The 14,374-nt window shown below is 51.3% G+C and carries 12 protein-coding genes; 4 read left to right on the forward strand and 8 right to left on the reverse strand.

Annotated features, from left to right (window positions below):
• The first annotated feature begins 73 nt into the window (after positions 1 to 73).
• Positions 74 to 1,192: an amidohydrolase family protein gene (locus IE117_RS06850; protein ID WP_189563559.1), complete on the forward strand. Its 1,119-nt coding sequence runs from the start codon at positions 74 to 76 to the stop codon at positions 1,190 to 1,192.
• 18 nt (positions 1,193 to 1,210) lie between these two features.
• On the opposite strand, the gene IE117_RS06855 is transcribed toward IE117_RS06850, so the two are convergent.
• The 8 genes from IE117_RS06855 to IE117_RS06890 form a co-directional block, all read right to left on the reverse strand.
• The gene (locus IE117_RS06855) at positions 1,211 to 2,248 is read right to left on the reverse strand and encodes a hypothetical protein (RefSeq protein ID WP_189563560.1); all 1,038 of its coding nucleotides are present in this window, start codon (positions 2,246 to 2,248) and stop codon (positions 1,211 to 1,213) included.
• A 405-nt stretch (positions 2,249 to 2,653) separates the two neighbouring features.
• On the reverse strand, positions 2,654 to 4,909 hold the full coding sequence (locus tag IE117_RS06860) for a M12 family metallo-peptidase (RefSeq protein ID WP_189563561.1): 2,256 nt from the start codon (positions 4,907 to 4,909) through the stop codon (positions 2,654 to 2,656).
• 88 nt (positions 4,910 to 4,997) lie between these two features.
• Positions 4,998 to 6,125 (reverse strand): acyltransferase family protein, encoded by a 1,128-nt coding sequence (locus IE117_RS06865; RefSeq protein WP_189563562.1) that lies wholly within the window; start codon positions 6,123 to 6,125, stop codon positions 4,998 to 5,000.
• 4 nt (positions 6,126 to 6,129) lie between these two features.
• Positions 6,130 to 7,524, reverse strand: coding sequence for a Gfo/Idh/MocA family protein (locus IE117_RS06870; RefSeq protein ID WP_189563563.1), 1,395 nt, complete (start codon positions 7,522 to 7,524; stop codon positions 6,130 to 6,132).
• Between the two features lie 56 nt (positions 7,525 to 7,580).
• Positions 7,581 to 8,768: a glycosyltransferase family 87 protein gene (locus tag IE117_RS06875; protein WP_189563564.1), complete on the reverse strand. Its 1,188-nt coding sequence runs from the start codon at positions 8,766 to 8,768 to the stop codon at positions 7,581 to 7,583.
• 65 nt (positions 8,769 to 8,833) lie between these two features.
• On the reverse strand, positions 8,834 to 10,000 hold the full coding sequence (locus IE117_RS06880) for a glycoside hydrolase family 1 protein (RefSeq protein ID WP_189563565.1): 1,167 nt from the start codon (positions 9,998 to 10,000) through the stop codon (positions 8,834 to 8,836).
• Positions 10,001 to 10,012: 12 nt separating this feature from the next.
• On the reverse strand, positions 10,013 to 11,179 hold the full coding sequence (locus IE117_RS06885; RefSeq protein WP_189563566.1) for a glycosyltransferase family 1 protein: 1,167 nt from the start codon (positions 11,177 to 11,179) through the stop codon (positions 10,013 to 10,015).
• A gap of 434 nt (positions 11,180 to 11,613) precedes the next feature.
• Positions 11,614 to 11,904 (reverse strand): hypothetical protein, encoded by a 291-nt coding sequence (locus IE117_RS06890; protein ID WP_189563567.1) that lies wholly within the window; start codon positions 11,902 to 11,904, stop codon positions 11,614 to 11,616.
• 172 nt (positions 11,905 to 12,076) lie between these two features.
• Here IE117_RS06890 and IE117_RS06895 point away from each other — a divergent pair, with 172 nt between their 5' ends.
• From IE117_RS06895 to rluF, 3 genes are all read left to right on the forward strand, one after another.
• Positions 12,077 to 12,712, forward strand: coding sequence for a peroxiredoxin (locus tag IE117_RS06895; RefSeq protein ID WP_189563568.1), 636 nt, complete (start codon positions 12,077 to 12,079; stop codon positions 12,710 to 12,712).
• A gap of 98 nt (positions 12,713 to 12,810) precedes the next feature.
• A complete protein-coding gene (locus IE117_RS06900) occupies positions 12,811 to 13,584 on the forward strand; it encodes a glycoside hydrolase family 25 protein (protein ID WP_229580434.1) in 774 nt (257 codons plus the stop codon).
• A 17-nt stretch (positions 13,585 to 13,601) separates the two neighbouring features.
• Positions 13,602 to 14,354 carry a 23S rRNA pseudouridine(2604) synthase RluF gene (gene rluF, locus IE117_RS06905; RefSeq protein WP_189563570.1) on the forward strand — a complete coding sequence of 251 codons (753 nt, stop codon included), beginning with the start codon at positions 13,602 to 13,604 and terminating at the stop codon, positions 14,352 to 14,354.
• The last annotated feature ends 20 nt before the right edge of the window (positions 14,355 to 14,374 follow it).

Consider the following 14,374-nt stretch of genomic DNA (forward strand, 5'->3'; position numbering starts at 1 on the left):
AAACCCCGCAAATGACCTACTTTTGTTTTGATGACTTTGAACCCATATTGAACCTTGCCTCAAATACTTTTAGATGAAACACATTCTGCTCATTCCCGGCCTGCTCTTTATTTTCACTACTGCCCATAGCCAGGTCGTGGAAGCCCCGCTTGGCTTCGAGGAATACGACCCGATTTCGACGCTGAAAGTAGAGGAGCACATTCCGACCCGCGCCAAGTACCCCTTTATCGATGTCCATAACCACCAGTACCGGATGCCGGATCAGGACCTGCACGAATTGGTTTCGGTGATGGATACGATGAATATGCAAATCATGGTCAACCTTAGTGGGCGCGGCTGGTTTCAGGAGTGGGACGAAGGCACGGCCCAGCTGAAAGGCGCGCTGGCCAACGTGATGAAAAACGAACCCAAGCGTATCGCGGTCTTTACCAATCTGCAATTCAAAGACTTCGGCCAACCCGACTGGACCGACCGAGCCGTGGCCCAACTCGCCACCGACGTGAAAATGGGAGCGAAGGGCCTAAAAATTTACAAAAGTCTTGGATTCAGTGGTATCGTAGACGAAAAAGGGGAGCGCGTGGCCGTGAACGATGTGCGGCTCGATCCTGTATGGGCCAAATGCGGCGAACTGGGCATTCCGGTGCTGATCCATACCGCCGACGTACCTTCATTCTGGGATCCGCTCGACCGTTATAACGAGCGCTGGCTGGAAATCAAAACCCACCCCAACCGCAACCGCGCCAAAGACAGGGTTTCGTTCGAGGAACTCATCGGCGAGCAGCACGATATCTTCCGCAAGCACCCCAAAACTACCTTCATCAACGCCCACATGGGTTGGTACGCCAACAACCTCCGCAAGCTGGACAGTCTGATGATTGCTTTCCCGAATACCTACGTGGAAATAGGCGCGGTGATCGCCGAACTGGGACGCCAGCCCCGCGCAGCCAAAAAGTTTTTTGATAAGTACCAGGACAGGGTACTTTTCGGCAAGGACAGCTGGGTACCCGCCGAGTACGTGACCTACTTCCGCGTGCTGGAAACCGAGGACGAGTACTTCCCCTACCACAAAAAGTACCACGCTTTCTGGCGCATGTACGGCCTGGGATTATCGGATGAGGTACTTAAGAAACTGTATTACAAGAATGCCTTGAAAATTATTCCGGGGTTGGATCGGTCTGGGTTTCCGGACTGAATTGTTTTAGTGGCCAATTCAGCTTTTTCCTGCTACCCTTTTCAAAGCTCCGTAGGCATGGATAATAGTCAACCACCCGTCGCGCTTGACACTATCCCAGAAAGTGGCCATACGCACGTAAGGGCTGAAATTGAGAGGGTAATAATTTTCTTTTATAAATTTCTCGGCATTTTTTTCCGCCAGAAAATAGTTCTCGGAATTTGAGTTAGAACTGGTCCCGCTGCCCGTTTCGTCGAAGGCAGCGTGCTGAACGTAGTTTTCGAGCGTTAGGTGCTGGAAAGTGTAGCCGCGCTGGTACATATCATGCGACCACACCGTAGCGGTGTCGGTACCATTCCACCCCCCGCCGTAACAGCCGATTGTTCCATCAGGAAGTGTGTTTTTGCGGTACTTTTCCACGTCGATCAGCGCACAATATTCATTGAGCCGACATTCGGGAAGCGGATGCACCCGGTTGTTTTTCAATACCCGCAGGTTGATAGCTTGGCGCGGGGTCGGCTGGGATTCCTGTAACATAACGGCTTCCTCCATGGTGGGTTTGTACTGTTCATACTTCTCCGAATGGCACAAATTCCCCCAATCAGGTCCCGCCGGACAACTCCAGCACTGCCCGATAGAGCCGATGCCCGCCAGATTGGACGGCGCATTCGAAAACTTTCTGAGCATTTCGCCAATCATGTCGCCGTGAAAAAGCATGTCGTTATGCATAACGCACATGTACTTTTTGTCGGTCGTTTCCAGGGCGTACTGGTACATTATGCTTTGCCGGAAACGATGATCGGTCTGGGCTCGCTCGTAATCATTCACTCCCAGCCCAAGGAAATGATGAGGATAGCTCACCACCAGGTTTACTTTATGACCGTTGATGGTTCGATCCCGAAACAAATCAATGATTTTGAATATGCCGACCCAATCACCGTGCGGTTGGATGCGTTCTCGGGAAAGGTATATTTTGTCGATATGCTGACCGCTGTGCCGCATCAGGCTTTCAATGGTAACAATAGCTTGGTATGGCTTTCCGTAAAATGCAATGTTTACATCAACAGGTTTCTGCATCTGCATATAACTTTTGTACAATCGTAAATATTCCGAATATTTAAAGCAAAGCTAGTTTAGTTTTAAGCTTTTTCAATAAAATGAGGAATGTTAAGATATAATAAGAGATAAATTCAGATGAGTGTATTTCAGTTATTTGTTGACTTTTATTTATTGAACCTCTGCCCTTGCCTTAATGTCAAATCAGAGCTAAATCTGCTCGCGTTTGCAATGCGAACACTGCCGATTATTCGACATCACAGCAATGGCTGACCCGGCAATACTTGATTTTCCAAAGCCTTCCCCGCTAATTGAAAGTGCCGGAGCATGGAGCTTCCAAAGTCGATTAAAATTTCCCTGTCAAACCAGTCAGCCAGAAGTTGGTAAAATGCGCCGAAGGTTACCAAGTCTTTCTGTAAAACTACCTCACGGCTGATTCAGCCGCACCACTGCATTCGCCCCATACTGAATCGTTCCCAGTAGTTCTATCGATGCCGCATCCGCCACGTAGTCCGAAGGCAGCGAAACAACATGGTTTGGATTGATCTTTACGAGGTCAGTGGAGATGGGCAAAGTACCACAACTCCACACCGCAGGATCGTTCCAGTCGCCGGATTGAACGGTTTCGCGTACCCCCGGCGGACAGGTAGTTCCGGTGATGGTCACGGCGTAGTCGTTGGCTTTTCCTGACCCATTGTTGGTTCCCAGTAAGTTGCAGGCGGAAGAGGAAGGGTTGGGGTCGAATATCACCCGCATCCGAAGCGGGGAATCCGACACCGCGGTGTTGGGTATCGTGATGGTGCCGGAATGAGAATAGGCATTTCCACCGCTGTAAACGAGCTCACCCGCATCTGCGAACTGGCCATTGCCGTTGTAGTCGATATAAATCCTGGCGTAGGCGCTGTTGCCAAAAGTACCTGCCAGGCTGAACCCATACGTGGTGCCAGCCACCAGTGCTGCCGATTGCTGACAACTCAAATCCTCGTAGTTCGTGCCCAGGTTGGCCGGGGAGCCATAGGTATTGCTCGTGGATATGGCATCCAGCGAAAAGGAGCCAATGCCAAAGAAAGAGCTCAGTCCTTTGGAGGCCGCAACCGCACAGGCAACGGGGGTAGCGCAGGTGACCGTAACCACAGCCGTCGCGGGTGCGCTCAGGCAGTTGCTTACCGAGCAGGCCGCTTCGTAGGTGTACGAAGTAGTTGGAGTGATAGTCCGGCTGAGTCCCGTTGTGACCCCGTCGTTCCAAACTACTGAACCGGAGCAGTTCGAAACGTTCAACGTAATGCTTTCTCCCTGCACTATGGTACTTTGGGCGGGTGCAATGGCAGGCGGATTCACGCCCGGATTTCTCAAATTGTCGGCTACCAGTACTTCGTATTTCAGCTTGGCACCGGGCTGTGGCCCGAAGCCATTGGCCAGATTAGCGCAATAACTCATGATCGTGCCGCCGTTGGCAGGTGTCGGCGCCACGGCACAAGGACCGTTTTCTCTCGTGGCGCAATTGTCGATCGCTCCGCCCTCCCAAATGCAGGAATGCGTGTGCGGTAAACCAAAATTATGACCCAACTCGTGGGCCAGGATGTACACCTCATAGGAAAAACCGGGGAGAGGCGTGTTGGTATCGCTAAAATTTCCGCTCACCCCGTAGGCTATGCTGCGGCCCGAGGGCTTGTCAAATACCGAACCCAGATCGTACACAGTCTGTACGGGACTCTTTCTGATTGCCAGAGAAGACTGCCCTCCGCCCAGGTTGCGGGCCGAAACAAGATGGGCGATGTCACCATTGAACGCATTGCCCATATTGTTCCAGCGCGTTTTGAATGCGCTCAAAGCGGCAGTTGTGTTGCCGGCTCCGCTATACGGGTCCGGCGTGTCCCAGATCAGCAGTCCGCTCAACGCTATTTTTACCCCTTCGTTTGCATAAATGGTCGCCACGTTATTGAAAATACTGGTGATCCGGCTGGTGATATAGGGAATGTCGTTTCCCCAATCCTGGTAGAGTTGATAGTCCGCTTCAAAATAGATTTCCACTTTCCGGCAGTCGTTCACGGCCAGTCGTCCACCGGAAGGTTTTACGGGATTAGTAACTGTGTCGATTGTGAGAACCTGGTCAACCTCGCAGTTGAAAATTCTTTTTTCGGGATACTCACCGCTGCGGTAGATCACATGCGTTTGACCGGAATTGTTTCCATTGACTTTTCCGAGCGTATAGGAAAAATCTTTTCCGTAAATCATTCCTTCCAGCCCGTCTGCGGTACTTGTCAGTGACACCGTCGAACCTGCTTCGCCAAGTACCTTTCCCCGGTACGTTCGTACATTCGGCGTCGCCCCGCGTGTGCCGGAACTTGTGATCACCTCAAACGAGCCACCAGTAGCAGGAGCGGGCTCCAGATAAATTTCAAGCGATTTTTTGTCAGCTACGGGCAGACTGAAAATAAAAGATTTTGATCCGTCGCCCTCCGAAAATTGAGCCAGCTGGGCAGCATCGGGAGTGAGAAGGACTACGCTGGACAGTTGAAAATTTTCCTGCGGGATCACTTGCTGTATAGGCTTGTCAATCTGCCGTATAAACGGAGAAACCCTTACCGTATCCACCAGCGCCAGGTGCATTTTGGATGCATTTGCCAAGCTGGTAGTCAGGATGAATAAAGCCGCAATTAGACCAAGAAAGCTTATTTTCACGATTGCATAATTTGGGTACATAGGATCAAACGCCTGGTGTCCAAATTCTGTTCGTAGAAATTAATGAGTAACCGGATCAATTAATCATCTACACCTTCACGAACACTTTTTTTCTCCATAAAAAATAAAGGAAAAGCCACGCTACCAGCAATCCACCCAGCGCATTGAACACCCCGTGCCAGTCATCGGCCAAATGTCCGTAAATTCCTGAAAATAACAACCGGGCGGTATCGTCGAAGTCGATGAAGCGGTAACCCAGGTACATCACCAGGGAATTCATGCCAATAACCCGGAAGAAGAAAGACCACTTTATAAACCCGAGCACATCGATAATAGCGTAGAAAAGCGCCAGTGACCAGAAAGCCAACCCGGCAGTCAGCAAAATAAATGAGCTGGACCAGAGGTGTTTGTTGATGGGGAAAATAAAATTCCAAAGTACCCCGGCGGCGATTCCGATGGCTCCAAAAATAAGCAACCGCTGTAGCTTAGCCGAAGGGGTGATGTGGCTGCGGAGCGTCTCGCCCGCCAGGGTGCCGAAAATAACCAGGCAGACCGCCGGAAGTTGGGTGAACAGGGCCAGTTCGTCGTAGGTTTTCTGCAAAAGACGCCCCGGCATGAAGTGGCGGTCGAACCAGCCAACCAGGTTGCCTTCAAACGAAAAATCGCCCGCCCCGTAGCCCGGAACGGGAATAAACCTTAAAGCCAGAAAGTACGAAATCAGAATTCCGATAGCTATGTACAGGCGCTGATTTTGGGAAAAATTCAGGTACAGCACCGCCGTCAGGAAAGTGCCAATGCCGATGCGACCCAGCACGGAACCGTATCGGATGTGGGCGGGATCGAAAATATCGACCGGGGCATTTTTGTACAGGATTCCCAACAGGATCAACACCAGCATTCGCCGGAAAACCTTACGAAGCAGAGTACTTTTGGAAAAGCCTTTGGCGAGTCCGGACTGTAAACTGAATGGCAGGGAAGTACCCGCCAGAAACAGGAACAGCGGAAAGATAAAATCATAGAAAGCAAATCCGTGCCACTCGGGATGCTCAAACTGGGCCGCCACGGCATCTAGCCAGGCCAGTCCGGTTTTGCCGCCCATAAGCTGAATGAACGTGCCACCGCCCGCAATCATCAGCATGTCGAAGCCCCGCAGCGCGTCGATGGAGGCCAGGCGGGCGGGCTTGATAATAGCGACAGGAGGAGATTTTTGTTCCATTTTGTTAAGATTTCACGCCCGTATTTCCGCCTTTGACCATCGAGATGTCCACGGGCTTGTTGTTTTTCCAGGCACCATCCGTGAAATCGGGAATGTCCACCGAGTTGGAGCGATTGGCTACCGACTCGATGCTTAACGGCACGATGGAACTCCACGCGGCAGCATCATACACGTCCTGATCCAGCGGCAGGCCATTGCGCAGGCAGTCGATCAGCCGCCAATCCATAAGGAAATCCATGCCTCCATGACCTCCAACCTTTTTCGCCAGCTCGCCGATTCGCTTCACGATTTCGGGCTGGTACTTTTTCTCAAGTTCCAGGTACTCCGCGTCGGAAACCCATTCATGGCCTTGTGAAATGCGCCCGCGTTCCCCGTCCAGAGGGTACTTTTGGGCGACGCCCTTCGTGCCGCTCACGAGGTGAATGCGGGAGTAGGGGCGGGGCGAACTGACATCGTGCTGCAGCATGATCGTCTTGCCTTTTTTGGTACGAATCGTGGTTGTGTTCATGTTACCCCGGAAGGATTTTCCGGCGAATTCCTTAAAGTCCGGATCTTTGGCGGCCAGTGCGTGGGCGCGCGGGGCAAGCATGAAATCGTTGGTGGATACCGATACCAGGTACTCCATTTTGTCACCGCGGTTGATGTTGAGAATCTGGGCGATTGGCCCCAGGCCGTGGGTAGGATAGAGGTTGCCGTTGCGCTCGTTTTCGCGTAGCCGCCACAGGTCGTAACGGCGGTCTTTATCAAGAAATGAATCCAGAATATCGTGGGTATAGGCGCCTTCGACGTGGACGATTTCGCCGAAGTACCCCTGGCGGGCCATGTTGAGCGTAAGTAGTTCGAAGAAATCGTAGCAACAGTTTTCCAGCATCATGCAGTGCTTCCGGGTGCGTTCCGAAGTCTCGACCAGTTTCCAGCAGTCGGCCAGGGTAGTGGCAGCCGGAATTTCCGTGACCACATGCTTGCCCTGCTCCATGGCGTAAAGGGCCATGGGCGTGTGCAGGCTCCACGGCGTGCAGATATAAATAAGGTCGATATCGTCGCGTTCGCAGACTTGCTTCCAGGCATCGGGCGAACCGGAATAAACCTGCGGGCTGTGCGAAGTACCGGCAAACGTTTTGGCGGCGGCAGCAGCTTGTTCAGGGCGGATGTCGCAAATGGCCTTCACGTCCACATTTTCAAGGTGAACAATCCGTTTGACTGCGCCACTGCCCCGGTTGCCCAACCCAATGTAGCCGATCCGGACAGTATCAATTTTCGGGGCGGCATAGCCTGACATATTGAAAGTTTGGCGGCGGGGCAGGGGGGCGGGTCGTGGCGACCGAGCCGATTTGAAGCCCATACCCATGCCGCCCATTCCGGCCAGTCCGGTGATTCTGAGGAAGTCTCTCTTTTTCATTGTTTTCTGATTAAAATCAGTAAAGCATTAGAAAGAGGAAATCTTACTGAAAAACCTTACGTCTGAATCGCATCGCCCCTTATTCTGGGCTCGATAGGGCCAGCCAGCAGATCGTAGGTGAGTTTCGCCCAGACCAGAATACAGGGCACGGCTTTCACTACGTAGGGTTCCATCCACTCACGCCGGACAAAAGGCGGAAAAAGGTCGGTCGGCGAAAGTATGCTGAACACCAGAGTCAGCAGCAACAAAACGAGGTTTTCTGTTTTGGGGGCCTGAACGAAATACCAAAGCGCTACCCCGCTCACGGCAATGATAAAAGTGGGCGACTCGGCGCGATGGTTGAAGATGATAACCCACACCAATACCGACGCCAGCAACATGACCCGGAAAGGGTAGTTGCTGTACGACTTACTTTTCAGCAGCGGCAGACAGAAAAGCACGACACCGATGGCCGCCACCGCCATTTTGTTCGGCTCCCAGCCGAACCAGGTCTTCAGCCAGCCAATCACCGACAATCCGTTCGAATCAGCATGATCATTGGCCAGCAAATCTCCCCAGCTTTGGTATAAAAAAATCAACTGGTCTGCACTTACTACCAGTAGGGGTAGCAGCGTGAAAATGGCCGCCCAGGCCGCCGTGGTGTAGACCAGTTTCCATTTGTTTGGGTATAAAAGATAGAGCGCCAGGGCAACGATTCCGAACAGTTTTATGAAAATGCTGGCTACTACGCAGAAGGCAGCCAACCAGTATTTTTCGCGTTCCAGAAACCCAAAAGTAAAGAGCAGGAGCCCGGCAATCAGGCCATTGCTTTGCTCATTTTGCATAGCTCCCATCAGTTCACTGGCGATGAAAACGAAGATAAGTCCCTTGGTGCGCAGGTCTATTTTGGGTAAATAATAAAGCCCGGAGAAGAAAACGACAGCGTTGAGCAGGTTCCAGAGTGTCAGTCCCAATAGATCGGGTAGAAAGGCCAGCGTGCCGAACAATAGCGCGAACGTTGGGCTGTACTTGAATAAATCCCAATGCTCGGTTGGATACAATATATACAGGTCCCGATCCTGGATTAAATGGAAGAAGGACTGCTTGAAAATGACATAGTTGTTGTACTTTGTGTACAGATCAGCGCTATTAGCAATGGTGATCAGCGAGCCGAAATACGACTGGGCAGCGGCAAATAGTGCCAGAACGGCAAGGAGAATCAGCTGGGCCTTCTGATTGGTCAGGAATCGTTCAATGAGCTTCATTCGTGCGTTGGACTTGCTGGTAGGAGCGACCACAGTCCAAAATTAGGCAGAAAACGGGTATTCCCCTACCCGGCATTCCCAATGGCATCAGCCGTGACTTGCTGCGCCATCCGCAGAGCCAGCGCGGAAGGCTCGTGGAGAATTCTATCCTTTTGGCCGCCTGGGTCATCTATATCCCATAGCCCGGCTTCATGCCAGTCGTCCGGATTGTCCCAATTGGGGCGGTCGATGATGGGGTAGAGACAAACGCCCCAGAGGGGCACGCCCAGTCTGATGGCGCGGTGGCATTCCTGCGCAATCCGTTCAATCCAAATCGGGCGATCTATGCCGGGATGGCTGGTCTCGGAAAGTACCACAGGGAGATTGTAACGACGATGGGCTTCCCCCAGCAGATCGTCGAGAGTACGCCAGCGCTCATCCGGCACCAAATCGTTCCAGTGAAGGGTGTGATTGGTGCCTAATTCCCACTGATTGTCATAATAAAAGTTAAATCCCAGCATATCCATGCAGTCGGGTGTTCCTCCCAATTCAGGACAAATCCGTCCGCAAAGAATATCCAGTGATTGATACTGCAGATCATGATGATGGGCGGCTTCAGCAATCTGCTCGTCGGTGGCATCAAAGGTTGGGACGACGTTCACCAGCGGCTCGGTAGTGAGGATGCGGATACCGGGATTTATCTCCCGCAAGGCACGGATACCCGCAATGTAGGCCCGCATGAGTGCATACTTCACCTCCCAGCCATTATGGCGGCAGTAGGGCGATGTGCCAGCCACATCGCCGCCCAGCCACGACATGAAACTTACCTCGTTAATCGGAGTGACAATCAGTGTTTCATGGGGCAAAAGAGTGGCGTGATAGGTGGCGAAAGCCCTGCATAAGGCTTCAAAGCGACGTGTAAAATGGGGATGAAGCGGGCTCAGGTCGTCGGGATAGCCGAAGTGGCATAAGTCCCATACCTGCTGAATGCCGCAATCGCGACCTGCCTCCAGCATGATTCCCAATGTTCGGAAATCATATTCATAAGGACGTAATTCCACCCGGCTCCACCGTAGTCCCTCACGCACCGTTTTGATACCGAACCGGTCCAGCAGGGCATAGTCATCCCGAATCCGGTCGAGATGGCCCGTCAAATGTAAAAAATCGACGCGGTCGCCGTGGGTATTGAGCTGATCGGTACACTCGTAGCCGCCCATCCAAAACGATGCGAAAGGGTTGGTGATCTCCTGCATGGGACGCTATATTTACGCCCCGACCTGCAGCTCGGGCAGTTTGGTAGACAGGGGTCGGATGGAGTAATGCGTATTGAGTGCTTTGTGCATGATGTCGATCATGGCCCGGACGGTCAGATCCCACGAATAATTGTCCAGGAATTCATCCACTCCCCGTAACCAGGCGGTTCTGTCCTCAGGCATCATCCATTTGTCAATTATAGTTACAAAATCCTCGGTAGTTTCACCGATGGCCACCAATTGATTTACGCCATAGGGATGGACCACGTCGCGGATAGGAGTCGAAACTACCGGCTTGCCGCCAGCCAGGTACTCCGGGGTCTTGGTAGGGCTTATGAAGCGGGTAGATTCATTCCGAAGGAATGGAATGAGGGCTACTTCCCAGCCCGAAAGATACCCAGGTAATTCGTCATATGATTTTGACCCCAGGTAATGAATGTTGGGCAACTGAGGCAAGTGCGCAGGATCGATCTTAACGATCGGGCCGATCAACACGATGTGCCAGTCGGGACGCGCCTCCGCGATACCCCGGATCAACTCAATGTCGAAGCGCTCGTCGATCACACCATAAAACCCAATTTTGGGTCCAGCGATAATGGCCTGATCGGCCGGTTCGCTGCCCGGCTTCCGCGCTTTGACAAAGTGAGATTTGTCGATGCTGCTGGGAAAAAAGTGCGTGTTGAGATGCTGCTTTTTCTTGAATTCATAGAGGGAATGCCCGCCCGTGAAAACTACATGGGCTTTGCTAAAAAGCTTTTCTTCCAATTCTTTCAGTTCTTGAGGCGCAAATTTGAAAGCAGAGAGTTCGTCCATGCAGTCATAAACGGTATGCCGGGGAACCAGGTGATCTGAAAATTCAAGGGCCATCGGCGTGTAGTACCAAAAAGTGAAATCTTTCAAATCTTTTCCAACCAAAAGGCCGTCAAGCAACTCCCGAAGACAGTCATTGATCTGTTGCCTGTCGAGACCATGCGGCAGGTGCGGTACGCAAACCCATAGGTTAGGCAGGCGTTGGGAGTAACTCACCCAAGCCGTTTCGGAGGAATCGAATACGGGTTCTTCCAGGAAATAAACCGTAGTGAATTCCGAAAGCCGGGTGAGCAAATGTTGGGGGCGTTGATAGACAAAATCCCATCGGAGGTGGGAGAAACAAAGCAGGTTTTCGGGTAGATCTTTCATAGGTATGGAAGCGGATAGCCGGTCATTAAATTGAATGAGTTTTGCCGCTATTTCATCATAACTATGCCAGGATTTGCCAATACTGAAATGAGTACGCCAATCGGGTGATTTTCGTGTCTTTTATATAAAAAATCAGTTATATAGTATATGATAATTATTATATATACTAAACTTATTTATTGATTCTGCCGACGTATATTGGGAAAAAAGACCTCAACTGTGTAATCCGACTTTACTCATTTGGGATAAATTGCTCACTTCTTGTAACAGGTCTTTGGTTGCAGGATATTTTCCCTATCGTTCGCTTAGCCATGATGGACCGGTTTTACCTTTTGATACTCTTTTTTATTTCCCTCCCTATTTTGCCCAAACACAAAAATCCGGGACCGGGTCAAAAGGAACCGTCAATACTACCTGGGTGAACCGCTGCCATCCTAGTGTGAGGGGCCAGCATCGGCGCCATCGGCAACGAGGAAAGCAAGTACCGGCTGGACCTGAAACCCGGCTACTACGAAACCACCTCTCAGAACCTGGATTGCAAAAACGGCACAGAGGCGTTTGCCATTAAGAACAAAATGGAAATCTCGGGTCCGGTGGTGGGTAGTTTCGAAGGCTTCAAGTACCAGCGCAGGGCACTTGTTGTGAGCCTGACACGAAACTTTTCCTTCGGTAGAAAATGATTTGGAGCTGATGGGTTCTACTTTCTTGGTCCACTCTAATGCCACACATTCAGCCCCGGATTTTTCAAAAAAAAACTACCCTGGGGAATGTTAAGAACAGACTGACTGTTTAAATAGTCTATCGCTTTGGTAGATTTGTGAAATCACATGTTTCTGAAATGAACAGATCATGCGATCAGAAAATAATGAATGTAAGAAACCTTAAACCAAAACAACCATGTCACTAAGATTAGGAGATGTTGCCCCCGATTTTGAAGCTGAAACTACCCAAGGCCCCATTAAATTTCACGAATGGCTGGGTGATGGCTGGGGAATGCTGTTTTCGCACCCCGCCGATTTTACGCCCGTGTGCACCACCGAATTGGGCAAAACCGCTTTGTTGAAAGGTGATTTTGAGAAACGCGGTGTCAAAGTACTGGCTGTGAGTGTGGACGATCTGGACTCGCATAACCGCTGGTTGCCCGACATTAAGGACGTCACTGGAACCGAAGTGAATTTCCCCATCATCGCTGACGAAGGCCGCAAAGTGGCTGAGTTGTATGATATGATTCACCCCAATGCCAGTGAGAAATCCACCGTGCGCTCGGTGTTCATCATCGGCCCTGATAAGAAAATCAAGCTGATGCTGACGTACCCTGCTTCTACAGGCCGGAATTTTAACGAATTGCTGCGCGTAGTGGATTCGCTCCAACTGACTGCCGACTACTCAGTGGCCACCCCGGCTAACTGGGAAGATGGTGACGATGTGATCGTGGTGCCTTCAATTACCACTGAGGACGCGAAGAAGAAATTCAACAAAGGCGTAACGGAGGTAAAACCTTACCTGCGATACACGCCACAGCCAAACAAGTGATTTGGTTGATCTCTCAACGTGGGAGCCACTCCGGAAGGAGTGGCTTTTTTCGTTAGTTTTGCCGCGCTATGGCGCAAAAAAGAAGAAAGACAACTCCTGTGAAAAGTGATGCCAGACAGCCTTTGCCCCGCAAAGGCTGGGTCATTCTCGGGGCTGTCGTAGCAAGTATCCTTCTGGGAATTTGGTGGTTGAATGGCCGAAACGAAAATGAATGGACGTACATTCGGCGGTTTGGTATCAGACTACCACTGCGCTACGCGATCCATGGCATCGATCTCTCGCATCACAACACCCGTGTAGACTGGAACAAGCTGAAAAAGGCCAAAGGCGAAAATGTCCGCATCGACTTCGTGTATCTCAAAGCCACCGAAGGCGCCACTCACCTCGACCGTGAGTTTGCGCGTAACTGGCGCGAAGCCGGGCGCGTGGGCATTCGGCGCGGAGCGTACCACTTTTACAATCCGCGGGTTTTGTCCAGCAGGCAGGCCGATAATTTTATCAGGCAGGTGAAGATGCAAAAAGGCGACTTGCCACCGGTACTTGACCTTGAAGTTTCTGCCGGAAAGCCACCGGAGATAATCATAAAAGGCGTGGGGAACTGGCTGGCACTTATCGAAAAGCACTATGGAGTTCGACCGATTATTTACGTTAACCCCAATTTTTACGAAAAATACATTGTCGGTAATTTTGACGAATACCCTCTTTGGCTGGCGGGGTACACGCGCGCCCATCTGGGCGATCTGGCCGATAGTCCCAATGTCCTTTTCTGGCAGCATAGCGAGCGGGGCTATGCCGACGGAGTTAGGGGATTCGTGGATTTTAATGTTTTTTTGCACGATGTGGAAACATGGCAGGGGATTGGGAAGCAGTGAGTCGTGAATGATGAATTATGAATGATAGTTCTGCAACAAGACTAAATAAATTTATCAGTCAGACGGGCTTTTGCTCGCGTCGGGAGGCTGACAAGCTCATTGCCCAGGGATTGGTCACGATCAATGGCCGCGTGGCGGGGCTGGGTGACCAGGCAAGGGCGGAAGATGAAGTCAGGGTTGACGGGAAAGCTATTTCCTCCAAGGAAAAGGCTGACGTGTATCTTGCTTTCAATAAACCCGTTGGGATTACCTGCACGACGGAGCGGCACATCAAGGGAAATATCATCGACTACATCGGTCATCCCGAGCGTATATTTCCGGTAGGACGACTCGACAAGCCGTCGGAGGGCTTGATTTTCCTGACCAGTAACGGCGACATCGTCAATAAAATCCTTCGCGCGGGCAACCAGCATGAGAAGGAATACGAGGTGGCCGTAGATCGGCCCGTTACTGCTGAATTTGTCAGGAAAATGCAGAACGGTGTGCCGATTCTCGATACAGTCACGCAGAAATGCCTGGTCAGGCAGACGGGTCGCTATACGTTTACGATTATCCTGACGCAAGGCCTTAACCGCCAGATACGACGAATGTGCAGCTACCTCGACTATTCCGTGACCCGCCTGAGAAGAACCCGCATCATGAACGTCACGCTCGCCAATTTGCCCACCGGAAAATGGCGCAATCTGACCTCAGAAGAAATGAAAACCATCAACCAACTAATCGCTCACTCCACCAAAACCGAAGAAGGTTCCTACCTTGATAATGACTGATAACCGTATCATTCATCAAG

Origin of the sequence: Persicitalea jodogahamensis (assembly GCF_014651615.1) — a bacterium.
Lineage (GTDB): Bacteria > Bacteroidota > Bacteroidia > Cytophagales > Spirosomataceae > Persicitalea > Persicitalea jodogahamensis.